This window comes from Erythrobacter sp. JB1-4 (genome assembly GCF_057365025.1).
The window spans coordinates 3,385,261-3,409,062 of record NZ_CP200292.1 but is presented as its reverse complement, the minus strand read 5'-3'; the positions used below and the strand labels follow the sequence as shown (position 1 = coordinate 3,409,062).

Annotated in this window: 21 protein-coding genes; 17 read left to right on the top strand and 4 right to left on the bottom strand. The window is 55.5% G+C overall.

The window, feature by feature from the left end:
- Positions 1-22: 22 nt before the first annotated feature.
- The 15 genes from AC0V61_RS15995 (at position 23) to AC0V61_RS15925 (ending at position 16,434) form a co-directional block, all read left to right on the top strand.
- The gene (locus AC0V61_RS15995; protein WP_486159170.1) at positions 23-1,570 is read left to right on the top strand and encodes an acyl-CoA ligase (AMP-forming), exosortase A system-associated; all 1,548 of its coding nucleotides are present in this window, start codon (positions 23-25) and stop codon (positions 1,568-1,570) included.
- A complete protein-coding gene (locus AC0V61_RS15990; RefSeq protein WP_486159168.1) occupies positions 1,567-2,799 on the top strand; it encodes a pyridoxal-dependent decarboxylase, exosortase A system-associated in 1,233 nt (410 codons plus the stop codon). The genes AC0V61_RS15995 and AC0V61_RS15990 overlap by 4 nt, the downstream gene beginning before the upstream one ends.
- A 179-nt stretch (positions 2,800-2,978) precedes the next feature.
- Positions 2,979-3,620, top strand: coding sequence for an XrtA/PEP-CTERM system exopolysaccharide export protein (locus AC0V61_RS15985; protein WP_486159166.1), 642 nt, complete (start codon positions 2,979-2,981; stop codon positions 3,618-3,620).
- 18 nt (positions 3,621-3,638) lie between these two features.
- The gene (locus tag AC0V61_RS15980) at positions 3,639-4,907 is read left to right on the top strand and encodes an XrtA system polysaccharide chain length determinant (protein ID WP_486159164.1); all 1,269 of its coding nucleotides are present in this window, start codon (positions 3,639-3,641) and stop codon (positions 4,905-4,907) included.
- Between the two features lie 20 nt (positions 4,908-4,927).
- Positions 4,928-5,161 (top strand): hypothetical protein, encoded by a 234-nt coding sequence (locus AC0V61_RS15975; RefSeq protein WP_486159162.1) that lies wholly within the window; start codon positions 4,928-4,930, stop codon positions 5,159-5,161.
- A 10-nt stretch (positions 5,162-5,171) separates the two neighbouring features.
- Positions 5,172-5,957: a P-loop NTPase family protein gene (locus tag AC0V61_RS15970; protein WP_486159160.1), complete on the top strand. Its 786-nt coding sequence runs from the start codon at positions 5,172-5,174 to the stop codon at positions 5,955-5,957.
- The gene (locus tag AC0V61_RS15965) at positions 5,950-6,219 is read left to right on the top strand and encodes a hypothetical protein (protein ID WP_486159158.1); all 270 of its coding nucleotides are present in this window, start codon (positions 5,950-5,952) and stop codon (positions 6,217-6,219) included. Before AC0V61_RS15970 ends, AC0V61_RS15965 begins: the two co-directional genes overlap by 8 nt.
- A 2-nt stretch (positions 6,220-6,221) precedes the next feature.
- On the top strand, positions 6,222-7,847 hold the full coding sequence (locus AC0V61_RS15960; RefSeq protein WP_486159156.1) for a preprotein translocase subunit YajC: 1,626 nt from the start codon (positions 6,222-6,224) through the stop codon (positions 7,845-7,847).
- Between the two features lie 23 nt (positions 7,848-7,870).
- Positions 7,871-9,103, top strand: coding sequence for an XrtA/PEP-CTERM system-associated ATPase (locus AC0V61_RS15955; RefSeq protein WP_486159154.1), 1,233 nt, complete (start codon positions 7,871-7,873; stop codon positions 9,101-9,103).
- 24 nt (positions 9,104-9,127) lie between these two features.
- Complete coding sequence (locus AC0V61_RS15950) at positions 9,128-10,060, top strand: XrtA system polysaccharide deacetylase (RefSeq protein ID WP_486159152.1); 933 nt, start codon at positions 9,128-9,130, stop codon at positions 10,058-10,060.
- A complete protein-coding gene (locus AC0V61_RS15945) occupies positions 10,057-11,118 on the top strand; it encodes a FemAB family XrtA/PEP-CTERM system-associated protein (protein WP_486159150.1) in 1,062 nt (353 codons plus the stop codon). Before AC0V61_RS15950 ends, AC0V61_RS15945 begins: the two co-directional genes overlap by 4 nt.
- An 11-nt stretch (positions 11,119-11,129) precedes the next feature.
- A complete protein-coding gene (locus tag AC0V61_RS15940; protein WP_486159148.1) occupies positions 11,130-12,353 on the top strand; it encodes a TIGR03087 family PEP-CTERM/XrtA system glycosyltransferase in 1,224 nt (407 codons plus the stop codon).
- The gene (xrtA, locus tag AC0V61_RS15935) at positions 12,343-13,374 is read left to right on the top strand and encodes an exosortase A (protein WP_486159146.1); all 1,032 of its coding nucleotides are present in this window, start codon (positions 12,343-12,345) and stop codon (positions 13,372-13,374) included. The genes AC0V61_RS15940 and xrtA overlap by 11 nt, the downstream gene beginning before the upstream one ends.
- Before the next feature lie 14 nt (positions 13,375-13,388).
- Positions 13,389-15,287 (top strand): XrtA/PEP-CTERM system amidotransferase, encoded by a 1,899-nt coding sequence (locus tag AC0V61_RS15930; RefSeq protein WP_486159144.1) that lies wholly within the window; start codon positions 13,389-13,391, stop codon positions 15,285-15,287.
- 223 nt (positions 15,288-15,510) lie between these two features.
- Positions 15,511-16,434: a crotonase/enoyl-CoA hydratase family protein gene (locus AC0V61_RS15925; protein ID WP_486159143.1), complete on the top strand. Its 924-nt coding sequence runs from the start codon at positions 15,511-15,513 to the stop codon at positions 16,432-16,434.
- Positions 16,435-16,443: 9 nt separating this feature from the next.
- Here the strand turns inward: AC0V61_RS15925 and zapE are convergent, their stop codons facing one another.
- From zapE to AC0V61_RS15910, 3 genes are read right to left on the bottom strand one after another with little or no spacing between them, the layout of a single operon-like run.
- The gene (gene zapE, locus AC0V61_RS15920; RefSeq protein WP_486159141.1) at positions 16,444-17,568 is read right to left on the bottom strand and encodes a cell division protein ZapE; all 1,125 of its coding nucleotides are present in this window, start codon (positions 17,566-17,568) and stop codon (positions 16,444-16,446) included.
- On the bottom strand, positions 17,565-18,050 hold the full coding sequence (locus tag AC0V61_RS15915; RefSeq protein ID WP_486159139.1) for a PaaI family thioesterase: 486 nt from the start codon (positions 18,048-18,050) through the stop codon (positions 17,565-17,567). Before AC0V61_RS15915 ends, zapE begins: the two co-directional genes overlap by 4 nt.
- Before the next feature lie 10 nt (positions 18,051-18,060).
- Positions 18,061-18,843, bottom strand: a complete 783-nt coding sequence (locus AC0V61_RS15910; RefSeq protein ID WP_486159137.1) for a succinate dehydrogenase iron-sulfur subunit — start codon at positions 18,841-18,843, stop codon at positions 18,061-18,063.
- Between the two features lie 260 nt (positions 18,844-19,103).
- Between AC0V61_RS15910 and AC0V61_RS15905 the strand changes: the two genes are divergently transcribed.
- Both AC0V61_RS15905 and AC0V61_RS15900 read left to right on the top strand, forming a co-directional pair.
- Complete coding sequence (locus AC0V61_RS15905) at positions 19,104-19,862, top strand: SDR family NAD(P)-dependent oxidoreductase (protein ID WP_486159135.1); 759 nt, start codon at positions 19,104-19,106, stop codon at positions 19,860-19,862.
- Between the two features lie 67 nt (positions 19,863-19,929).
- Positions 19,930-20,565 carry a class I SAM-dependent methyltransferase gene (locus AC0V61_RS15900; protein WP_486159133.1) on the top strand — a complete coding sequence of 212 codons (636 nt, stop codon included), beginning with the start codon at positions 19,930-19,932 and terminating at the stop codon, positions 20,563-20,565.
- Between the two features lie 64 nt (positions 20,566-20,629).
- On the opposite strand, the gene AC0V61_RS15895 is transcribed toward AC0V61_RS15900, so the two are convergent.
- Positions 20,630-23,377 (bottom strand): Rne/Rng family ribonuclease, encoded by a 2,748-nt coding sequence (locus tag AC0V61_RS15895; RefSeq protein ID WP_486159131.1) that lies wholly within the window; start codon positions 23,375-23,377, stop codon positions 20,630-20,632.
- Positions 23,378-23,802 lie beyond the last annotated feature (425 nt).

The window sequence follows — 23,802 nt, the reverse complement described above, 5'->3', positions numbered from 1 at the left end:
TGCGTGGCCCTTAAGGATTCCGATGACTGCCAAGCCCGATCCAGCCCCATTTCCGCTCGATCACCTCGTTGAACGAGCGTGTGACGAGGGGCATGGAGAAAGACCAGCCTTGGTGCTCAAGAACAAGGTCCTTAACCACAATGCGTTAAGACAGCGTGTGGATTGGCTCGCTGGGTGGCTGGTAAGCGAAGTGACCCAAAAGGGTGCAAGGATTGCGACATGGGGGGCAAAGGGCGAGCTGACTTGTCTGATGCCGCTTGCGGCGGCGCGTGCGGGCCTGGTGCATGTTCCGATAAATCCACTGCTGAAACGCGCGCAAGTGGCTCATATCATCGGTGATAGCGGCGCTGTGATGCTAATCGGCACACCATCAAGGCTTACGTCTTTAGAAGAGGGTGATCTTCCTTCCGATTGTGCAACGTTGGAAGAACAGACGGTTCTAGATCGCGCATACGAAGCGTGTGTGACTTGCGGTCCATCAACCGCTGATACTTCTGATGTTTGCGCAATCCTTTACACAAGCGGCTCTACAGGACGACCCAAAGGTGTGGTGCTGAGCCATGCCAATTTGTGGCTCGGCGCGGTGAGTGTTGCGCATTATCTGAAACTTGCGAGCGATGATGTGACACTTTCAGTGCTGCCGCTATCGTTTGATTATGGGCAAAATCAGTTACTTTCGACTTGGTATGCTGGTGCGAGCGTTGTGCCTTTGGACTTTCTATTTCCCCGCGACGTTGCCAAGGCATGTGCAAAACATGGTGTGACAACGCTTGCCGCAGTGCCGCCCTTGTGGGTGCAATTGACGGAGCTTGATTGGGACGAGGCTGCATCTGCTCCCTTAAGAAGGCTTACGAACAGCGGAGGGGCGCTTACAACAGAGCTGGTCAAGGATCTGCGGCAGATATTTCCTCAGGCTGACCTGTATCCCATGTACGGTCTGACCGAGGCGTTCCGTTCAACCTATCTGGACCCATCATTGGTGGATACCCATCCGACCAGCATGGGGACCGCTATTCCATTTGCAGAGATCATGGTGATCAATGACGAGGGAGGGATTGCATCGCCAGGTGAAGAGGGTGAACTTGTCCATTGCGGACCGCTCGTTGCGCAAGGCTATTGGAAGGACGAGAAACGGACCGCTGAACGCTTTAAGCCTGCGCCAGCGGGGTCCCATTATGGCGGCACAGCTGTATGGTCGGGCGATAGGGTGAAACGCGGGGACAATGGCCTGCTCTATTTCATTGGCCGCCGCGATGCGATGATCAAAAGTGCAGGCAACCGCATAAGCCCTCAAGAGATCGAGGAAGCAGCAATTGCCACTGATCTGGTGGCTGAAGCTGTTGCGCTAGGTTTGCCCGATGAACGCCTTGGGCACAGCGTCCATCTGGTGGTAAGGGGGAGCCTCAATGCGGATGAGCAATCCAAGCTTCCCAAAGCGTTACTTAAGGAACTTCCCAATTTCATGCAGCCGCAAGTGATCCACTGGCGAGAGGCCATGCCGCTTAATCCCAATGGGAAGATTGATCGGACCGCACTTTATCAAGAGCTGGTTGAGAGGGTGGCACAGTGAAAACCAAACCTTTAGGTCCAATCCCGTTAGGTTACGCGGCGATTGATGGTGAGCTTGCTATTGATGGGAACAAGGCAAGCGATCTTGTGGCAGCCGCAGGGCGCACCCCCTTATTTGTGTATTCGCGTGCGCACATTGAGAGCAGAATTGCTGACCTGCGCGCAGCTTTGCCTGCGCAAATCGGGGTAAACTATGCCGTTAAGGCCAATCCTCACCCTGATGTGATCTCGCATATGGTCGCCCTCGTGGATGGGTTCGACATCGCCTCCTCTGGCGAACTGTCCATGTTACAGCGCGCTCAAATTGACCCAGCGCGCGTAAGCTTTGCGGGTCCTGGAAAGCGCGACGATGAGCTTGAGGCCGCAATTTCGGCCGGCGTGACCCTCAATTGCGAATCTGAGGGCGAAGCAGCGCGTTCGCTGACCATCGGGCAAAAGATCGGCAAAGCGCCGCGCATTGCCATCCGCGTGAATCCGGACTTTGAGCTCAAAGGTTCAGGCATGAAGATGGGGGGCGGAGCAAAACCATTTGGGGTTGATGCTGAGCGTGTTCCTGCTCTTGCGAAGATGCTTATTGCACAAGGAGCCGAATGGCGCGGGCTTCATATCTTTACGGGCAGCCAAACGCTCAGCGCCGATGCCATCATAGAGGCTCAAGGCAACGTCCTGAATTTGGCGTTGTCTTTGTCAGGTGAGATTGGTGAACCATTGCCCAAACTCAACATGGGCGGCGGGTTTGGCATTCCCTATTTCCCAGGCGACACACCGCTCGATTTAGATGCAGTGGGAGGGGCGTTGCATGGTTTGGTCTCAACGCATGCAAGTGATCTCCAGGACACCGAGCTTTGCATCGAATTGGGCCGTTATCTTGTTGGAGAAGCAGGGGTTTATCTTTGCCAAGTGATTGATCGTAAGGTCAGCCATGGCCAAACTTATCTCGTTACAGACGGTGGCTTGCACCACCAATTGGCGGCCTCGGGAAACTTTGGAACTGTGGTGCGACGAAACTATCCGGTCGCCATTGCTTCGCGATTTGAGGCCAGTCGGGCAGAAATCGTCAACGTCGTTGGATGTCTTTGCACTCCGCTTGATAGGCTTGCTGATTTGGCTGAGATGCCCAGAGCAGAAGTAGGGGACATCGTCGCGGTGTTTTGCGCTGGCGCATATGGTGCAACAGCATCGCCAGCGAACTTCCTCGGGCATGGCCCAGCGGCCGAGGTCGTTGTTTAAACTTCATTAATTCGCCTGTCCCGAAATGGGATAAAGCAGCAATAGTCCCATCATCACTAACATTATGTTCACCATTATCGGCGAGTAACTCCGGGTCATTCGCGGGAAAACCCTTCTGCGTGAGGTCGCTCCTCACATTTGCAGAGGCTCCCGCATCAAAGACCTAAGGAATTGCATCGATGTCGAAATTGTCCATTTTTGCTCGTCTTACTGGCGCATGTATTGCGACAACGGCGCTTGCAGCTTGTGCGGGGACGGGCCCTGAGCTTCCCTCTGCAAGCTATGCGGACGGACAGCTAGCGCCCTCGACCGAGTACCTTATCGGGCCGCGTGACAGCCTCAACATTCATGTGTGGCGCAATCCAGAGCTTAGCGCTGAGGACATTCAGGTGCGCCCTGATGGCCGGATCACTATTCCGCTGGTGCGTGACATGCCTGCGGTTGGGAAAACCGCAACACAGCTTCAGGACGACATCCGCGATGTGCTTGTTCAATATATTGAGCAACCCATCGTCTCTGTGATCGTGACCGACTTTAACTCAACCTTTGATCAACAAATCAAGGTTGTGGGCGCGGCAGCGGACCCGAACTCTATCCCCTACAGCGCCAATATGACCGTGCTTGATGCAATGATTGTTGTCGGCGGTTTAGGTGAATTTGCATCGGGCAATCGTTCCAAATTGCTTCGGATCGATCGTGCAACGGGAATGCAAAAGGAATATCGCCTGCGTTTGTCCGACTTGCTGAAGCGCGGGGACAGCTCTGCCAACGTAATGCTTAAACCGGGTGACACGATCCTCATCCCCGAGAGCCGGTTCTAAAGGGGCGCGGACGGGACAATGAACGAGCTTTTCGAAGAACTGCGCGCAGCGCTCTATTCTGTCTGGCACCGCCGGTGGATTGCGCTTGGCGTTGCCTGGGGGGTCTGCCTGCTGGGCTGGCTCGTCGTTGCGCTTATTCCAAATACGTTCGAATCGAAGGCTCGTATTTTTGTTGATGTTGAGGATGTTCTGTCTGAACAGCTCGGCATTGCAGGAGATGGCAAGGACGAAATCGCGAAGGTTCGTCAGACGCTTCTAAGCTCAGTGAACCTTGAGAAAGTCATCACCACGACAAAACTTGGCGATGGGATCTCTGATCGCACAGAGCTTGAAGGAGCCATCGCAGCGCTTTCCAAAGACGTGAAAGTTGAAAGCGAAGAGGACGCTCTGTTCTCAATCAGCGCAACTGTCGGGAAGGGCGGTCTCAGCGATTCTGAGAACGCGGTACTTGCCCGCGATGTCGTGCAAAAGCTTCTCGATATATTCCGCGAAGAGCACATCTCGGGCAATCGAGCCGAGATCAGCGGTGCGATTAATGACCTGAACGAACAGCTCGATGAGCGGAAACTGGAGCTTGAAGAGGCTGAGGAACGCCGTTTGGCATTCGAGGCGCAATATCCAGACCTTATCGGCGGCACTGCCACACTTTCTACGCGTGTCCAGCAATCCCGCACGGAGCTGCGTGATATTGATGCTGACTTGGCCGCTGCTCAAAGCGCGCTTGCGGCGATGAATTCGCAAATATCAAGCACGCCGCGCACGATCGTGGGCTCTGCTGAGGCTGTTGGGCCGCAAGCCGCATTGCTTCAAGCGCAATCGCAGCTCGCTGAATTGCGCTCTCGAGGTCTCACTGCGGAGCACCCTGATGTGGTCTCAACCAAAAGGCAGGTCGAAATTCTCACAAAACAGGTCGCCGGTGCCGGACCCAATGAGGTCATTGGTACGCCCAATCCTGCATACACTCAGCTTTTGGCACTGCGTGCTGATCGTCAGGCTTCTATAGAATCGCTTCAATCACGCCGCGCGGCGCTCCAGTCGCAATTGGCCTCGCTTGCTGCGAGCCAGGCGACGGAACCCGCGGTGGCCGCTGAAGCCAATCGCATCAGCCGTGACTACGAAGTGCTGCGCGACAACTATGAAAGGCTGCTTGAAGACCGCGAGAAATTGCGGACCCGCAGCGACGTCGTGGATGAGACGAGCCAGTACAAGTTCGACCTAGTCGACCCGCCAGTGGTTCCCCAAAACCAGCAGCACCCAACCGTCCGCTCCTCCTGCTCGGCGTGCTGATCGCAGGGATCGGTGCAGGAGTGGGTGTCGCATGGGTTCTTGGCCAACTGCGTTCAGGCTTTGTGACCGCCCAGAAACTTGAAAAGTCTATGGGCTTGCCTGTTATCGGATCTGTTTCGCTGAACCTTTCTGACGCAGCGCAATCCTTGCGTAAACGGCGCACCAAGCAGTTTGCCGGGGCCTTTGCTGGTCTCTTCGGCGTGCTCGCCATTCTCTTAGTCATCGAGGTCGTCTCGATCGGGACGATAGTGTGAAGGGACAAAGATGACGGATCAGAGCAACTTCACCCGTAAAGGGGCCAAGCCTGTCAGAGGCCGTGGTTCGCTTCTTGAGCGGGCCGATGCGGTATTTGGCTTGGATGGTTTCGGCACCAGCCCGGTGCCCTCAAACCTGCCAAAGGCACCGCGTCCCTTTGTGCCACCAGCAAAACGGCAAGCCGCCGCTGTGCCGCCTCAGTTCTCGCCTGCGCAAGGGGATTACGAAGATGCGCTTCAACACCGCGCACCTGCCCCTTCTGAGCCCGCTTCTCAGCTCCCTTCTCAGCCCCCTTCTCAGCCCAAGCCCGAACGTGCCGTCGCTCTTCGCGGCCCACGAATTCACATCGATCGCGAAGTTTTGGAAGATGAAGGCCTGATCTGTCCAGAAGCGCCTGTGACCGGACTTCTCGAAGAATTCCGCATCATCAAGCGCGAATTGCTCGCCGATGCGCGTCATGCAGGTGACGATAACGCACGGCGTGTTCTCGTCAGCTCTCCGCACCCTGATGAGGGCAAGACATATTGCGCGATGAACCTAGCCATTGCTTTGGCTGCTGAACGCGATGTCGAAGTCATTTTGGTCGATGCAGACGTGATGAACCCATCAGTCGCCCGGCGTCTTGATGTTGATCTTGGCGTAGGCTTGATGGACGCGCTATCTGACAAGAGCCTGCGACCTGAAGACTTGGTTTCTCCGACCGATATTCCAGGCCTGTTTATCCTGCCAGCTGGCACAAGCAGCGCGCGAGATTCTGGAATATCTAACCAGCAATCGCACCGGCGAGGTGCTTGATCGTTTAACGCGCGGTGCGCCTAATCGGTTTTTGATTTTTGACACCCCGCCAGCTCTGGCTGCCTCACCCGCTGCAGAACTTGCAGCCCATGTTGGTCAGACCGTTTTGGTGGTTCGCGCGGACGATACAAGCCGCGCGGCACTCGATGACGCGGTGCAGCTTTTGTCTGCCTGCTCAGACATAAAACTTCTTCTTAATGCGACCCAATTCAGCCCGTCAGGCCGCCGCTTTGGCGACTATTATGGCGAAGGGGAGGAATGAAAATGCGTACCCTAACTGGAAGCTTCATCACCGGCGTTGCTCTTATTGCGATGGCCACACCTGCGATTGCTCAAGAAGAGCAAGAGAGCCGCGAAGGCCGCGCTGTAACGGTGCAGCCATACATTGAGGTTTCGCAGATCCTCACCGCACAACTCTCGCCAGTAAGCGATCAATTGACCTTTACGCAGGTTGCAGCGGGTATCGACACCAACGTGCGCGGACGCAACAGCGGTGCGTCGGTTTCGCTGCGCTACGAACGCAACTTTAGTTATGGCGACGATGATGTTGATTCAGATACAATAAGCGGTATCGCGCGCGGCTATTTGTCCGTCGTGCCGCAAGCGCTGACCTTGCAGGCAGGCGCGCTGGCAAGTCGTACACGCGTAGATCAGGGCGGGGCTGTTTCAGCTAACCCATTGGTCAGCAACGAGGCCACCAATCAGGTTTACAGCGCCTTTGTTGGGCCTGAATTCAAGACCCGCGCCGGCGCGCTGGAAATCGAAGGCAACGCCCGCGTAGGCTACAACCGGTTCGAGGCAGACAGCGCCGTATTCAACTCAAATGGCGAACAAATCGACACTTTTGATGACAGCATCACCTATGGCGGGCGTGCAGCGATTGGTACGGCCCCTGGCGATATTCTGCCCGTAGGCCTGGCGGTTAGCGCTGGTGGATATCAAGAAGATGTCTCCAACCTCGATCAGCGGGTGCGTGATGTCTATGTTCGCGGGGACGTGACCATTCCTGTGACGCCCACGCTCGCCCTTGTTGGCGGTGCGGGCTATGAGGATGTGGAAGTTTCAAACCGCGATGCACTATTGGACGCAGCTGGAAATCCTATCCGCAACGAGGATGGCAGGTTTGTGACCGACAGCGCGTCTGATCGCGTTGTTGCATTCGAGGTCGATGGCCTTTTGTGGGATGCTGGCGTTTTGTGGCGCCCAAGCCCACGCACTAGCCTCGAGGCAAGAGTTGGTCGCCGCTATGACAGCACGACATATTACGGCACCTTCAGCTATGTGCCGAGCTCTCGCAGCTCGCTTGCTGTTCAGGTCTATGATGGCATTTCCGGCTTTGGCGGTGTGCTGAACAACTCGCTTGCACAAGTCTCAAGCGATTTCCAAGCCCAGCGCAACCCATTCTCAGGCGACTTTGGTGGTCTTGTGCAGAGCAATGAGGGCCTTGGTCTTGTCAATCCGCTCGGCTCTATTCGCAGCTCTGCTTTCCGTGGGCGCGGCGTTGCTGCAAGTTACCAGCAGAAGATCGGCCGCTTGAACGCAGCGCTTGGGGCGGGATATGACCGCCGCAGCTTTATCGCCGATGCTGGCGGAGTGCTTGGAGCACTCGATGGCGTGGTGGATGAGAGCTATTACGTCACCGGCTCGCTTAGCCGGGATATCGGACGCAGTGGCTCGTTGACTACCAATGCCTACGTCAACCTGTTCCAGTCGGGCAGCGACGAAAATGGTGACCTCACTGCTTTGGGTGCATCTGCCGCCTACAGCCGCTCTATCGCGGGTAGACTGTCAGCACGAGCAGCGGTTGCAGTGGATTATATCGACAGCGAATTCTCCGATGAAGACTTCACCAATGCCTCAGCTTTGCTGGGCCTGCGGTATGACTTCTAAGGGATCGATGGAGCGTTAGGGAAATGTACGATCAATATTACGGCTTCAGTGGACGACCGTTTCAGCTAACCCCTGATCCTGAGTTCTATTTCGAGAGCGCTAGCCACAAAAAGGCGATGAGCTATCTTGGATACGGTCTCAATCAGGGCGAAGGCTTTATCGTCATCACTGGCGAGGTGGGAGCCGGTAAATCCACATTAGTGGCGCACTTGATGGAACGCATCGATCCCGATGCGCTCACGGTGGCGCAGGTGGTAACATCGGCGCTCGACGGCGAAGAGTTGATCCATGTTGTGGCTCAAAGCTTCGGCATCCCGGTCGACGGCAAGGACAAAGCGGGCGCTTTGGGGGCTATTGAGCAATTCCTTCAAGACGAAGCGCGCGCGGGTCGCCGTTGCCTTTTGATCGTGGATGAATGCCAGAACTTGGAGTTTACAGCGCTCGAAGAGCTTCGCATGCTCTCTAACTTCCAACTAGGCTCACACCCTTTGCTTCAGAGCCTTTTGTTGGGTCAGCCTGAATTCCGCCGAACCCTGGCGCATCACCCTAATCTTGATCAGCTGCGTCAGCGGATCATTGCCTCGCATCACCTTGAAGCGCTCGATGCAGAGGAACTGGAGGATTATGTCCACCACCGTCTGATGCATGTGGGTTGGGAAAACCATCCCTCGCTTGAAGCGGGCATTCTGCCTTCGCTCTATGAGGCGACGGGGGGCATTCCCCGGCGTGTAAACCAAATCATGAACCGGGTCCTTTTGCTTGGGGCAATTGAAGAGCGTGACCAAATCGCGCTGCGCATGCTTACCGCGGTTCTTGATGAGATGGCGGAGGACCAGCATCGTGGCTCTGGCGCTCGTTCGGTGCCCGCTGCGGTGAAGGCACCAGAACCGGTCGTCAAGAAACCCGTCCCTGAATTCAAGTCCGCACCAAGACCAGTGATGACACCGGAAGCTCCGGCCGAGCCATTGGCACTTGATGCTCAGGCAGAGATTGAGAGCGTACCGGCAACCGAAGTGGCAGCCATGATGGCTCAACGCGATGCCCGTGCAGCTGAGCTCGAAGCTGCCATCGGTGAGCTTCAAGCTGCGGGTGCGGAGCCTGAACTCAAAATGCCGCAATCGGCAGGTGATGAGGACCTTAGCGATGCTTTGAACCGGATCGAGGCGCGTCTTGAAGAGCAAGAGCGTTCATTCCGGCACGTGATGACAATGCTCATCGAGTGGCTCGAGGATGACAAGTCGCGTGAGGCGGCCTAACTGCAAGCAAAGGCTCCAAGGTCGATGAACGCTCAAAGCCCGATCCCTTTCAAAGACGCTGTGAAACAGCCTATCGTCAACGGGCTTTCCGTCGATGTAGAGGACTGGTTTCAAGTTGGCGCGTTTGAAAACGTGATCAAGCGTGATGATTGGGACGACCTCGCTTTGCGGGTCGAGAGCAATGTTGCACGTATCCTTGACCTGTTTGAGGATGCAGGTGTTTGCGCGACCTTCTTTACTCTGGGTTGGGTGGCCAAACGCTGTCCTCAAGTGATCCGCCGGATTGCTGATGCTGGTCATGAGGTGGCTAGCCATGGTTTCGACCATGCGCGCGTTTTCACTTTGGATCCTGCGAAGTTTGCAGAAGATATCCGCATCACGCGCGAAATCCTTGAAGATGCATCAGGACAAGCGGTTATTGGCTACCGCGCACCCAGCTTTTCGATTGATCCGCGCTCGCAGTGGGCTTTCGAAGTTCTCGCAGCGCAGGGCTATCAATACTCATCAAGCGTCGCGCCTGTTGTGCATGACCATTATGGTTGGCGCGAAGCGCCGCGCTTTGCATTTCGGCCTGTTGCAGGCTGTGACATGGTGGAGATCCCGGTCACGACCGCCTTGCTTGGGTCACGTCGTTTGGCCGCAGGGGGAGGGGGCTTTTTCCGTGTGCTTCCCTATGCATTTTCGCGCTGGGCGATTGCTCAGGTGAACCGAGAGGATGAGCGCCCGGCCGTGTTTTATTTCCATCCCTGGGAAGTCGACCCCGCACAGCCGCGAGTACCCAATGCTCCTCTTCGCTCAAAGTTGAGGCATTACACCAATCTCGACAAGATGGCAGGCAAGCTTTCAAGGCTTGTGAAAGAGTTCGAGTGGGGCCGAATGGATGCGCTTGCCCAGATTGAGGCGCGTCGTGCTTTTGACTTTGTGCCGAATATCCATAGCGAAAGCTCCCCCGCGTGAACGTGCCGGTGAGCCTTGCTTTGAAAGCTGAACGCGTCGATCTTGCCGATGCAAAACAGTGTTTGCGCGTCGATGCTTTTGTGGCGGAAATCGGTGCAAGTGTCTTTCATCGCACCGCATGGCTGCGGGCAGTCGAGCGCGCGACGGGTCAACGAGGCGGTGGCTTTATTGTTGAGCAGCTCGGGGTAATCCGGGGTTGGTTGCCGCTCACAGATGTTCGTTCCATGCTGTTTGGCAAAGCGCTGGTTTCGAGCGGATTTGGAGTGGGGGGTGGTATCTGCGCAGATACCCCTGAGGCAGCCAATATTCTGGCTAAAGCGGCGCAAGACTATGCCCTTAGCGCCGGGTCCAGCAGCGTTGAGCTTCGCGGTGGCATTACCCCGGAGGGTTGGCAAACTGTGACGGGTAAGCATTGCGGATTTGAGCGTGATCTTGCTGCCGATGACGAAGCTGAATTGCTGGCAATTCCGCGCAAGTCTCGCGCGGAGGTGCGAAAGGGCCTCAAAAACGGGTTAGAAGTGCGTATTGGTCGGTCTTCGCAAGACTTGGCGGCTCACTACGCTGCATACTCGCAAAGTGTGCGCAACCTTGGAACGCCAGTCTTCTCGAAACGGCTGTTTCGCGAAATGTTGGATGCCTTCCCTCAGGAGAGCGATATCCTCACTGTTACGCGTGATGGAGCACCGCTTGCGAGTGTTCTTTCATTCTATCACGGCGGTGCAGTTTTGCCTTTCTGGGGTGGTGGAAACTTTGCTGCGAGGGGCGCGAGAGCCAATGAGCTGATGTATTATGAGCTTATGCGCCATGCCCGTGCGCGCGGAATGAAGCGGTTTGATTTTGGCCGCTCAAAGGTTGGTAGCGGGCCTGCCAAGTTCAAGAAAAACTGGGGCTTTGATCCTCAGCCTTTCACGTACTCCATGTGGACACCTCCGGGCGCAGAGGCCCGTGATGTGGACCCGACGAGCGAGGCTTACAGCCGAAAAATAGACCTTTGGAAAAGGCTTCCTTTGCCCATCGCTAACACCATCGGGCCATTTATAGCTCGCGGCCTTGCATAGGGTGCTGTTTGATGAGCGAGATCCTTTTCCTTGCGCACCGCGTGCCATTTCCCCCCAATCGTGGTGACAAGATCCGCAGTTGTCATTTGTTAAAAAAGCTGGCGAGCCTTGCCCCTGTGCATGTGGCTTGTTTTGCTGAAACGGATGAAGACTGGGCAGGGGGCACAGATGTCGAGGCTATTTCGGCATCGCATTGCATCGTCAATCGCGGCAAGCCTTTGGTGCTCGCAGGTGTTGAAGCAGTGCTTTCCGGCAAGCCTGTCAGCCTTACAGCTTTTCACAGCGCGCGTCTTGAAAATTGGGTGCGCGAGACACTGGCGGCCCGCCCGATATCGACTATTTTTGTCTTCTCCGGTCAGATGGGTCAGTACATTCCTGATGATTTCGCAGGCCGCGTTGTCGTCGACCTATGCGATGTTGATAGCGCCAAATTTGAAAACTACGCCGATGCGGGTCAGAGAGTGTGGCTCAACAAACGTGAGGGGCGTCTGCTCGCTAAAGAAGAAGAACGCCTTGCAGCACGGGCTGATACCACGATCCTAATTAGCGATAATGAGGCGCAGCTGTTCCGCTTACGGCTGAAAGACCCTTCTGCTGCCAATATTGAGGTGGTTGGCAATGGAATTGACGCTGTGTTTTTTGATCCAGCAAAAACAAAGCCTGACGCCGATATTCAGTCGCGTCCCGGCCCTCATTTCGTCTTTACCGGACAGATGGATTACCCTCCCAATGAACAGGCCGCGCTCTGGGCTATCAAATCATTTTGGGCTTCATACCAGCGGTTTAACCCTGGCGCCCAAATCCACATCGTAGGCCGCAATCCCACCAAGCTCCTTCAGGACGAGGCAAGAGACGGGGTGACGATTTGGGGAGAGGTGCCTGATGTGCGGCCGTTCATTGCGGCTGCCGATTGTGTTCTTGTCCCTCTAACGATTGCGCGCGGCGTTCAGAACAAAGTGCTTGAAGCCATGGCGATGGAAAAGCCTGTGCTCCTCACACCCCAAGCTGCAACCGGTATCGCGGCACAAGATGGCCGCGACTGGATGCTTTGCGAAGCGGACGTCGATGCGTTTGCGGCGAAAGTGGATGAAATGAGGGCGGTCCCGGCGATCTCAGCCACGATGGGCAAAGCCGCACGAGATTTTGTTTTGGCCAATCACGACTGGGACGCAACCTTAGCGCCTATAGCCGACTTTGTTGGTTTTTTAGAGAAAGGGGCCCGTGATGCAGCATGAAGCGTCGCTTGACCCGGCCGACAAAAGCACTGTGTGGTCGCGCATAAGCCCCTCTTGGCGCGAGGCTTTGTGCCTAATGTGTTTGGGCACTCTTACCCTTTTCACCATCACAGCACGCGAATGGGCCGAGATGCTCCATCAGTGGTGGAACATCGACACATATTCACACATCTTACTCGTACCCATTATCATCGGTTGGCTTGTTGCCCTCAAAGCGAGTGAACTTGCCAGAATTGACCCCCGGCCTTGGCTTCCTGGATTAGCAGTTGTTGCGGCAGGATTAGGGCTTTGGCTAATTGGAAGGGTCATGGGTGCCAACCTGATTGCCCATGCAGGCGCCGTTGGCGCGCTTCAGGGTCTGGTGATTGCTGCTTTGGGTCCGCGGGTAAGCGTCTTGCTCACGTTACCGCTCTGCTTTGGTGTGTTCCTCGTTCCCTTCGGGGACGAAATTATTGAGCCACTTCAAGTCATAACCGCAGAAATCGCGATTGTGCTCACCCAATGGAGCGGTATTCCGGCCTTTTACGACGGGATTTATATCGATACGCCGGTCGGCCTTTTCGTCGTAGCAGAAGCGTGTTCAGGGGTCCGCTTTCTCATCGCGATGATAACCCTTGCAGTTCTTGTGATGTTTACCCGCTTTACCAAATGGTCCCATCGAATTGCATTTTTTGCTGCCTCGATCATTGTGCCGATCATCGCAAACGGGATCAGGGCATGGGGCACGGTTTACATCGCTCAAAGCCAAGGTGTCGATTTTGCCGCTGGATTTGACCACGTTTTTTATGGCTGGTTCTTTTTTGCCTTTGTGGTGATCGTTATCCTTGGCGCGGCATGGCCATTTTTTGACAAAGATCCGGAAGAGTATGGCTGGACAACCAAAGAGGTCTGCAACTTTTCCCTCTTGGGCAAATTCGAGTTTGGCTTCGCGCGTCCAGTTGCGCTCCTTACCGGGGTCTTGGCGCTCACCTTGCTTGCAGGGGCCACAGCGGTCATTGCCGCACCGAGCACCATAAGCTAACCGCTTGATCCAAGATGTGCGGGATCGCTGGGATATTTCACGCTGAGGCGCCAAAGCCGGTCGATGCTATTCGGGTCGAGCGCATGTGCGATGCTATGGTGCACCGTGGCCCTGATGGGTCGGGGGTTTGGACCGACCTGGGCGTTGGCCTTGGTCACCGCCGATTGTCCATTATCGACCTCGAAGGCTCACCTCAGCCGATGCATTCGTCTGATGGTAGAGCGGTGATTGCGTTTAATGGTGAGATTTACAACTTCCGGCAATTGCGCGCAGAACTTGAATTAGAGGGAGCTCAATTTCGGACGTCTGGAGATACCGAAGTCATCCTTGCGGCGTGGCAACGATGGGGCCCGGACTGCTTAGATCGCCTCGATGGCATGTTCGCGTTTGCGCTTTATGACCTTGATAAACGTCAACTGTTCTTGGCGCGCGATCGTTTCGGGGTAAAGCCTCTGTTCTTGTCCAGGCTCTCTGATGGAAGCCTCGTCTTTGCCTCTGAGCTCAAGGGTATTCTTGCGCACCCGTTGATGCGCAAACGGATCAATCCTCAGGCGCTCGAAGCATACATGACCTGGGGGTATGTGCCTGATACACACGCCATTCTTGAGGGCGTAACAAAGCTTGGGGCCGGGCACTTCCTTTTGCTCGATCAAGGCAAGCCTTTGCCTGAACCAAAGCGGTGGTGGGACATCAGTTTTGCCGAACGCAGCCAAGGCAAGGAAGCTGACCTTTCGGCAGAGCTTGTTCACCTGCTGCGTGAAGCGGTCCAATCGCGTATGGTGTCGGACGTTCCATTGGGCGCGTTTTTGTCTGGCGGTGTCGATTCATCGAGCGTGGTCGCGCTGATGAGTGAAGCAAGTGCGCAGCCTGTGCGCACCTGCTCAATCGGTTTTGATGTCGAAGCGCTGGATGAGACGAGCTATGCTCAGCAGATCGCGGAGCGGTTTTCCACATCCCATGAAGCAAGGACCGTCAGCCAAGACGATTTTGCGCAAATCGATACGCTTGCCGCGATGTTTGATGAGCCCTTTGCAGATGCCTCGGCATTGCCCACTTGGCGCGTCTGCCAATTGGCCCGTGAAAAGGTCACTGTTGCGCTGTCTGGCGATGGAGCCGATGAAGCGTTCGCGGGGTATCGCCGCCAGGTGTTCCATCACAACGAAGAACGGGTGCGCTCGCTGCTTCCCTCTTCAATTCGCGAACCCATTTTTGGGACCTTGGGGCGGGTATGGCCCAAGGCCGATTGGGCTCCGCGTCCGCTAAGGGCAAAGACGACCCTGCTTGCTCTGGCAGAAAGCGGTGAGGCGGGTTACGCCCGAGGTCTATCGGTGACTTCGCCCGAGACGCGCTTATCACTCTACACACCCCAGTTCCGGTCACGATTGGGCGGTTTTACAGCAGAGAATGAGCTGATCGCGCTCATGACTAATGCTCCTGGTCGCAGCGGCTTAGACCGTGCGCAATACGCTGATCTTGCCTTCTGGCTTCCAGGCGACATTCTCACCAAAGTTGATAGAACCAGCATGGCTGTAAGTCTTGAGGCGCGTGAGCCTTTGCTCGATCATCGCCTCGTCGAATTCGCGGCGCGCTTGCCAGAGGGCATGCGCGTCAAGGGCACGACCGGTAAATACCTCCTCAAGAAATGTATGGAGCGGTATCTGCCTGACGATGTGCTGTATCGATCAAAGCAGGGTTTCGTAACACCCATTGCCCAATGGATGCGCGGGCCGTTGTCAAACGACATCAGAGCCATGTCGCGGGATTCAATTTTGATCCAGTCCGGTTGGATCGACAGAGACGCCGTAGGGTCTTTGGTCGAAGCTCATATAGCGGGTCGAAGCGATAACTCGCGCAGCTTGTGGCAATTGTTGATGCTTGAAAAGTCGCTTTTGCAACTGGGTATTGAAGGATAACGGGCCCAAATTGTCCACCGATTGCAAGCGCTTGTGTAATGGTCTTGTGCTTTGATGTCCCATTTTGTCACAGCGTTATTCTTGCCTGTCTAGAACCACGAAATATGTGTTTGCAAAATAATACGAATTCGGACTAGTTTGCTTAAGTCGCGATTAAGACGGGATTGCGGCCGAGCTAGGCTATAAGGCCAGCTTATTGGGTCAAGTCCGGAAGGTTCGTGCTATGGACAGCAATGCTGGAAATCCAATCCTATTTACAGGAGACGATGACGCGCTTGCCGAAAGCTTAGTGAACAGCGCCGTTCCAGAAGGGCTTTTTGAACTGAGCGAGCTCGATGTTCTTTATGATGATCGTGCTGCTGCATTGTGGTCCTATATGCGACCAGAAGGTCGGCCCAGCTTTACCCCAACCATGCTCTCCGACTTTGAGAACTGGCAAAAGCTGATCTCGAGTGGGTTTGGCGAAGACAAAGTCCCTCTGCGATATCTGATCCTCGGTAGTCGCTCGAGGGATGTGTTCTGCTTTGGCGGAGACCTTGCGCTTTTTCAGAAGCTGATCCGCGCAAGAGATCGCGCCGGACTTATTGGATACGGGCACCGCTGTTGCGCCATTTTGGAGCGCAATGCCAGGTCGCTCGACCTTCCAATCTTGACCATTGGACTGGTGCAGGGCGCAGCGCTTGGTGGCGGTTTCGAAGCACTTCTTTCGTTTGATCATATTATTGCTGAACGCCATGCAACATTTGGTCTCCCAGAGATTATGTTTGGCCTTTATCCAGGTATGGGTGCACACGCGTTTCTTTCCCGCAAACTCGGCACAGCCATGGCTGAGCGGATCATCTTGTCCAACAAGACCTATACTGCCGAAGAGATGTTTGACCTTGGGATCGTTCATCAGCTCGTCGAAACCGGCGAGGGTGAGAGCGCGGTGCGTGAATTCATCAAAAAGTCTGAACGACGGCATGCTGGTCTTGTCGGGGCTCGCAAAGCAACCAACCGAGTATGGCCGATTGATCTGCAAGAGCTCAATGAAATCACAGAGCTATGGGCTGAGACCGCCCTTAAACTATCAGAGACCGACTTGAAGGTCATGAGCCGTCTAGTCACGGCTCAAAGACGTATTGCGGATCGGCTTGCTGCAGCCTGATCTGATCTCCTAACTCAGCTGATTTTCACTTCCATGGCCAAGCGCCATATATTCATCGCTTTGCATCTCGTTTAGTCGGCTAACGGTGCGCTCAAACTCAAAACTCCCATCACCAGACTGATACAAGCCTTCTGGTGCATTTGCCGCGGTCGCAAACAACTTCACCCGATGTTCGTATAAAGCATCAATCAGCGTCATAAATCGTGCAGCCTCATTGCGCAATTCGGGGCTCATTTCCGGAATGCCCACGATGATCACCGTGTGGTATTCCCTTGCAATCGCGAGATAATCGGGCGCTCCGCGGGCGTCTGCGCAAAGCCTTTTGAAGCTGAACACGGCCACACCCTTTAGCGATTTTGGCACGTGCATTGTTCGCTTTGACCCGACTGCCAATTCTCCGGACGGAACATTTGCGGCATCGTCCGGGTCAAAATCGGTGAGGCGAAAGAAGACTTCTCGCACCTGAGCCGTCGCCTCATTACCAAGCGGCGAATACCAGCTTTTCATATCGCCGATCCGGTCAAGCCGGTAATCGGTAGGACCGTTTAATCCCATCACATCAAGCTGATGCTCTATCAAATCGATGAAGGGTAGGAAATGCTCTCGGTTGAGCCCGTCTTTGTAGAGGTCTTGCGGAGGACGGTTTGAGGTTGTGACGATGGTAACGTCGCGCTCCATGATCAGCTGCGTGAACAAGCGGCTCATGATCATGGCGTCCGCAGAATTGGTCACCACCATTTCATCAAAGGCAAGGACCCGCACATCTTCGGCAAGCTTGGCCGCGACAACCGGAATGGGATCGCCCTCGTGGAATTTGCGCGCCTCGCGCATCTCGGTGTGCACTTCCTGCATAAATGCGTGGAAGTGGACGCGGCGCTTTTCTTTGATCGTCAGGCTATCATGAAAAAGGTCCATCAACATGGACTTGCCTCGGCCCACACCGCCCCACATGTACACGCCTTGCGCGCGCGGGGCCTTTTTTGGGAAGAGCTGAGCCAGCAGTCCGCCAGGTTTCTCGGCCTCCAATTCCTTTTGCAAACGATCGAGCCGTTGCGCCGCCCGCCTTTGATCAGGGTCTGCCCTAAGCTCTCCGCTTGCGATGAGCTGTTCGTAGCGGGCAAGGGTGGTTTTCATGCTCGCGCAGGTTTGGCAACGATCTTGCGCACGATCCCGGAGTGCGAGGCAATGATGTTGTCGCCCTGAACCACTTGTCCACGAATAAACATGAGCTTGCCAGTTTCCCGCACAATTTCATTCACCGCATCCAAGGGCTGAGCCGGGTCACCTGCGCCAACAAACTGTGTTGAAAGTTCGAGCGTTACAGAAGGCCCCGCGTTGCCGCCACCGATCAGATGCATCGTTGTGAAGATCGAAATGTCAATCAGCGCAAGCGTCACCGCACCATGCATATTCCCTTGCAAGTTCTGATGCTTACGCTCTGGAAACATGCGCAAACGCGCTTTCCCATCATCATCCACGCGGGTGATGAGATGCCCCATAACCGCGCCATTGAAAATGGTCTTGTCCCTGATATTCCATTGACGCCAACCTGGATTATCAGGGCAGGGGCCATCTTCGAAATACTCTTCGAGCTTTGATTGCGAAGCGGTGGTCATCAAAGCGGTTTTAGATAGCGCGTTCGGCCATCATCTTTTTGGTTTCCGCAATCGCTTTGGCAGGCGACAATCCTTTAGGACACACGTTTGCGCAGTTCATGATGGTGTGACAGCGATAAAGACGGAACGGATCTTCCAGTTCATTCAAGCGCTCACCGGTCATTTCATCGCGGCTGTCTGCAAGCCAGCGATAGGCCTGTAGCAAAATAGCGGGGCCTAGGAACTTGTCCGAGTTCCACCAATACGATGGGCAAGAAGTTGAGCAACATGCGCACAAAATACACTCGTAAAGCCCATCGAGTTTTTCACGTTCTTTCGGGCTCTGCAGGCGCTCTTTACCAGAAGGCGTTGTGCTGACCGTTTGCAGCCACGGCTTGATCGAGGCGTATTGCGCGTAGAAATGGGTGAAGTCAGGCACGAGGTCCTTGATCACATCCATATGCGGCAAAGGCGTAATGCGAATTTCGCCCTTCAAATCTTCAATTGCGGTGGTGCAGGCTAGGCTGTTCTTGCCGTTCAAATTCATAGAGCAAGACCCACAAATCCCCTCACGGCACGAGCGGCGGAAGGTCAGCGTTGGGTCAATCTCATTCTTGATCTTGAACAAAGCGTCCAAAACCATGGGCCCGCATTCATCAAGGTCGATTTCGAATTTGTCATACCGTGGGTTTTCGCCGGTATCAGGATCATAGCGATAGATTTTGAACGACTTGACGCGGCCACCACCAGTGGCCTTGTGCACCTGACCTTTGGCCTTGATTTTCGAGTTCTTTGGTAGCGTAAAAGTCGCCATGATCGCTCAATCCCTATTTGCGTTATCTCTTCTCTAGCGCGTTGGCTGTGTGTGGCAAGAGACCGGATGTTTCTGGGTATGAAACGGGTCTTGCGCCGTGTTCAACATAAACCGATAAAGTGACACATGTGTCACCTTGTTTCCTACAGTTTCCCCTACAAACAACGAAAAATCAGCAGCTTGGGATTTTCCGTAAAGTGACACTTTTCTCCAGCTGCTATTTTCGGGAACGCAATTGAACATGGGTCAGTATAACTTCCATGGACGATGTAGGAAAACACACAGCCGCGAGGGAAACCGCGTTTCCCCGTAGCGCCGCGATTTTTGGGGCAAGTGGAGGGATCGGCGGCGCGATGGTCGATTACCTCAGGGAAAAAGGCTGTGAAACCGTCTTTGCAGGCTCCCGCTCACCTGTGGAAGGCGAGCAGCCCGGTATAACGCGCTTTGCCTTCGATCTAAGCGATGAAACCAGCATCAAGAACGCCGCCGACCTTATGAGGAACGCTCCTCCTGAGTGGGTGATTGTCTCAAGCGGTGTTTTGACACTTGAGAGCGGTGAGGGACCGGAGCGGACCCTCAGAAAGATTGACCCGGATGTGATGGCGCGTGTGTTTGCGATCAACACGATCGGCCCTGCACTTATTGCCAAGCATATCTTGCCATTGATGCCGCGCGGTGACCGGTTTGTGTTCGCCGCGTTAAGTGCGCGCGTAGGCTCGATTTCAGACAACCAGCTTGGCGGATGGCATTCGTACCGTGCGTCAAAAGCCGCGCTCAATATGCTGATCAAGAACTTTGCAAATGAGATGGGCCGCACGCACAAACACGGCGTTGTGATGGGTCTCCACCCTGGAACGGTTGATACAGGGCTCTCCAAACCGTTCCAGAAGGGCTTGCCCGATGGTCAGCTTACCGACCCCCGGCAGGCGGCGCAAAACCTCGTTGAGGTCATGGTGCGCGCAAGCCCTGAAGACAGCGGCAAGGTTTTTGATTTCGCGGGGAAACTGATCGCTCCCTAGGCGGCCTAGCCAAACGGGACCGTTTCGCGCAGTATCTTTCCCTAAGCGACACAATAAGGAGCGCGCGATGGGGTTGGGAGACTGGTACGATGCACATGTAATGCCGCGGCTTATCCGCTGCGCATGCAGCACGGGTCAGGTGATGAAGCGGCGATCTCATGTAGTGCCTTTGGCAAAGGGCGATGTGTTTGAGCTTGGCTGCGGTGGCGGGATTAATCAGCAGTTTTATGATGTTGACGCCGTCAAAAGCTATGCGGGGATCGACCCACATGGGGGGCTTTTGGACGCCGCGAAGGCTGAGGCAGAGGCCAAAGGCTGGCCTGCCGATATCCGCCAAGGGATCGGCGAAAACATCCCGTTCGCGAGCAGCTCTTTCGACACCGTCGTTTGCACTTTTACGCTTTGCTCGGTGCGGGATCCGGACGCGGTTCTGTCTGAAATGCGCCGTATTCTTCGCCCCGGCGGGAAAGCGCTATTCCTTGAGCACGGCCGTGCGCCTGATAAGGATGTTGCCAAATGGCAGAACCGCATTGAGCCTGTTTGGAAGCGTCTTGCAGGCGGATGCCATTTGACGCGGCCCATTGGCGCGGCATTTCGGGGAGCGGGATTTGAGGTTGCGCCTTTGGGACAGGGCTACCTGCCCAAAGCGCCTAAGTTCGCCATGTGGAATGAATGGGGCGAGGCCAGAAAAGTGGGCGTCTAGGCCAACAAAAAGCCCGCCTTCAAGAGAGTGTCTCAAAGGCGGGCCTTTTCGTGTCAGAAAGTGATCACTCGCCGAAAGTGCGTTGCCACCACCCACGCTTTTTAGGGGCACCAGCATCATCACCAGATGCATTCTCAACAGGCGCTTCATCGGCAACAGGTGCTGTCGCTTTTGGCGCAGCATCTGCCTCAGCAGCCTTTGTCTCAGCAGCCTTTGACTCGGGGGCTTCCGCCTCGGCCTCTGGCTCGACCTTCTTCTTGCGTGGTGCGCGTTTGCGCTTGGGTTTGGGCTTTTCCTCAGCCTCCTCTTCCGGAGCTGGTGCCTCTTCCGCAGCTTTTGCGTCAGCCTTTTCTGTAGTCTTTTCTGCAGCCTTTTCTTCTGCGGGCTCTTCGACCTTCTTCTTGCGAGGAGCTCGTTTGCGCTTTGGCTTTTCGGGTTTTGGCTCTTCTTCTGCCAGCACCTCTTCGGTTGGCGCTTCTTTGGCGACGGGCTCTTCAGCCTTGCCCTCTGACGCCTCTTCGCTCTCTGCTACGGGTGCTGCGTCTGCGTCATCTGCATTGTCTGAAGCCGTTTCCTCGGATGCGTTCTCGCTGTCGCCATCCTGTTTGCGGCGGCGCCCACGGCCACCACGGCGGCGGCGGCGCTTTGGCTTTTCATCGCCTTCAGGGGTGTCATCTGATGCATTCTCATCAGAGGCATTGCCCTCTGACCCGTCGTCATCTGAACCCTCATCACCGTCGTCTGAACCTTCATCCTGACGTTTTTTGTTGCGGCCACGGCCACCACGGCGGCGGCGGCGCTTTTTCTTGCGAGGTTGATCGTCGTCGTCCTCATCGAAGTCATCTTCGACTGGAATGTCGTCGTCATCGTCCTCATCAACGATGGGCTCGAACTTAGGCGCTTCGGCGGGGCGGGGGCCAGAGCTGGAAACGCTCATCTTCGCGCCTTCGTCTTCGCTGCCGGGAGCAACCTCAACGGTCACGCCGTAACGCTGCTCGATTTCCATCAGCTCAGCGCGTTTTTCGTTGAGCAGATAGAACGCCGCTTCCGCGCTCGCGGCTAGCTTGATGATCGTGCCTTTGCCCTTGGCTGCTTCGTCTTCGATAAGACGCAGAGCGGATAGGCCAGCAGAGGACGCAGTGCGAACAAGGCCGGTGCCATCGCAGTGCGGGCATTCACGGGTGGTGGCCTCAAGCACGCCGGTCCGCAGGCGCTGGCGGCTCATTTCCATGAGGCCAAAGCCAGAGATGCGGCCCACCTGAATGCGCGCACGGTCGTTCTTCAGCGCCTCTTTCATCGCCTTTTCGACCTTACGCACGTTGGAGTTGTACTCCATGTCGATAAAGTCGATCACGACCAAGCCTGCCATATCGCGCAAACGCAATTGACGAGCGATCTCGCGCGCGGCTTCCAAGTTGGTGTGGAGCGCGGTTTGCTCAATGCCGTGCTCTTTGGTGGAGCGGCCCGAGTTGATGTCGATCGAGACCAGAGCCTCGGTTGGATTGATAATCAGATAGCCGCCGGATTTCAGCTGAACCATCGGATCATACATCGCCCTCAACTGGTCCTCAGCGCCGTAGCGTTGGAACAGCGGCACAGGGTCTGAATAGGCTTTCACCCGGCGCGCGTGGCTGGGCATCAGCATCTTCATAAAGGCTTTGGCCGATTTGTACCCTTCGGCCCCTTCGACGATCACCTCTTCGATCTCACGATTGTAAATGTCGCGGATCGCGCGTTTGATTAGGTCGCTATCCGAATGGATGAGTGATGGCGCGGTGGAAGAAAGCGTGTTCTGACGAATCCCGTCCCACAGCCTTGCGAGATAATCAAAGTCGCGCTTGATCTCGGTCTTGGTGCGCGAGAGGCCAGCTGTGCGCACGATGAGGCCCATGGATTTGGGAAGCTCAAGCCCGCTTACGACTTCCTTTAAACGTTTGCGGTCGCTGGAAGAATTGATCTTGCGGCTAATCCCGCCACCGTGGCTGCTGTTGGGCATGAGCACGGTGTAGCGACCAGCAAGGCTTAGATAAGTGGTGAGAGCTGCGCCCTTGTTGCCGCGCTCTTCTTTGACGACTTGTACGAGCAGAACCTGACGGCGCTGAATAACGTCTTGGATTTTGTAACGGCGGCGAAGGGCCATACGCTTGGCGCGCACTTCGTCGACTTCTTTGGCGCGACTGCGGCCGCCACCTTTCTTGTTGCCGCGCCCACCTTGACGACGGCGACCACGACCACGGCGGCCACGGCGGGGCCTAGAACCTTCGTCGTCTTCGGACTCGTCAGAGGCCTCTTCGGCCTCTTCCTCGTCGTCGCTGTCTTCATCATCGTCATCGCCGTCGTCATCCGATGCGCCGTCTTCGATGGTGGAAACCTTGTCCTTATCGGAAGTGTCGATCTCTTCCAGACCGTCTTCGGCAAGGTCCTCTGCTAGACCTTCAGCGCTTTCCTCATCGGCGTCATATTCTTCGCCGGGGGTAACGCCTTCTTCCTCTTCCTCAGCACGCAGGCGCGCCTCTTCTTCAGCGGCCTCTGCTTCTTCGGCGAGGAGTTTCTCGCGGTCATCCTGAGGGATTTGGTAATAGTCTGGGTGGATTTCGTTAAAGGCGAGGAAGCCGTGGCGATTGCCGCCAAAATCCACAAATGCCGCTTGCAACGAGGGTTCGACCCGCGTGACTTTGGCTAAATATATGTTCCCTTTGATCTGCTTGTGTTCAGCAGATTCGAAATCAAATTCCTCAATCCGGTTGCCTTTGAGGACCGCCACCCGGGTTTCTTCCGAGTGGCGCGCATCGATTAGCATGCGCGTTGCCATTAGTATTTCTCCAGACGCCTGCCGCTCGCGCCAATAAGCTGCGAGAGAGGCGTGTATTGTTGGGGTAATCAGCGCGCCCCATGCGTGATGGTATCAGCCTTTTGCTGTGCGCGCTGGTGTTAGGAACGGCGACATCTCCAATGGTGGAGGGTGGCGCCATGAACGTGTCTGCTAGCGATGAGATGCGGGTTTGTCCCGCGCTGCGACTCGCAACAACGCCAGCGCCGATGCGCTGGGTGTGTGTTTGCGAGGAGGAGCGTCTCGTCACTGCATCAACCTGTGTAAAGCCGGCTGCGAATGGGGCGATCCCCAGCACACCGAGCTTGCGGATAAAGCGAAGTGCTTATGAGTTTCATAAGCCAGCGTTCACCATAAAAGGCCAACCTTTACGCTTTATCAACAACAAGTAGCATCGTGGGAACTTA

Bases quoted from the DNA above. Each gene is read 5' to 3' on its own strand.
- AC0V61_RS15995 (WP_486159170.1), top strand. From the start codon at position 23: ATGACTGCCAAGCCCGATCCAGCCCCATTTCCGCTCGATCACCTCGTT.
- AC0V61_RS15985 (WP_486159166.1), top strand. From the start codon at position 2,979: ATGTCGAAATTGTCCATTTTTGCTCGTCTTACTGGCGCATGTATTGCG.
- AC0V61_RS15980 (WP_486159164.1), top strand. From the start codon at position 3,639: ATGAACGAGCTTTTCGAAGAACTGCGCGCAGCGCTCTATTCTGTCTGG.
- AC0V61_RS15970 (WP_486159160.1), top strand. From the start codon at position 5,172: ATGACGGATCAGAGCAACTTCACCCGTAAAGGGGCCAAGCCTGTCAGA.
- AC0V61_RS15960 (WP_486159156.1), top strand. From the start codon at position 6,222: ATGCGTACCCTAACTGGAAGCTTCATCACCGGCGTTGCTCTTATTGCG.
- AC0V61_RS15955 (WP_486159154.1), top strand. From the start codon at position 7,871: ATGTACGATCAATATTACGGCTTCAGTGGACGACCGTTTCAGCTAACC.
- AC0V61_RS15950 (WP_486159152.1), top strand. From the start codon at position 9,128: ATGAACGCTCAAAGCCCGATCCCTTTCAAAGACGCTGTGAAACAGCCT.
- AC0V61_RS15940 (WP_486159148.1), top strand. From the start codon at position 11,130: ATGAGCGAGATCCTTTTCCTTGCGCACCGCGTGCCATTTCCCCCCAAT.
- xrtA (WP_486159146.1), top strand. From the start codon at position 12,343: ATGCAGCATGAAGCGTCGCTTGACCCGGCCGACAAAAGCACTGTGTGG.
- AC0V61_RS15930 (WP_486159144.1), top strand. From the start codon at position 13,389: ATGTGCGGGATCGCTGGGATATTTCACGCTGAGGCGCCAAAGCCGGTC.
- AC0V61_RS15925 (WP_486159143.1), top strand. From the start codon at position 15,511: ATGGACAGCAATGCTGGAAATCCAATCCTATTTACAGGAGACGATGAC.
- zapE (WP_486159141.1), bottom strand. From the start codon at position 17,568: ATGAAAACCACCCTTGCCCGCTACGAACAGCTCATCGCAAGCGGAGAG.
- AC0V61_RS15915 (WP_486159139.1), bottom strand. From the start codon at position 18,050: ATGACCACCGCTTCGCAATCAAAGCTCGAAGAGTATTTCGAAGATGGC.
- AC0V61_RS15910 (WP_486159137.1), bottom strand. From the start codon at position 18,843: ATGGCGACTTTTACGCTACCAAAGAACTCGAAAATCAAGGCCAAAGGT.
- AC0V61_RS15905 (WP_486159135.1), top strand. From the start codon at position 19,104: ATGGACGATGTAGGAAAACACACAGCCGCGAGGGAAACCGCGTTTCCC.
- AC0V61_RS15900 (WP_486159133.1), top strand. From the start codon at position 19,930: ATGGGGTTGGGAGACTGGTACGATGCACATGTAATGCCGCGGCTTATC.
- AC0V61_RS15895 (WP_486159131.1), bottom strand. From the start codon at position 23,377: ATGGCAACGCGCATGCTAATCGATGCGCGCCACTCGGAAGAAACCCGG.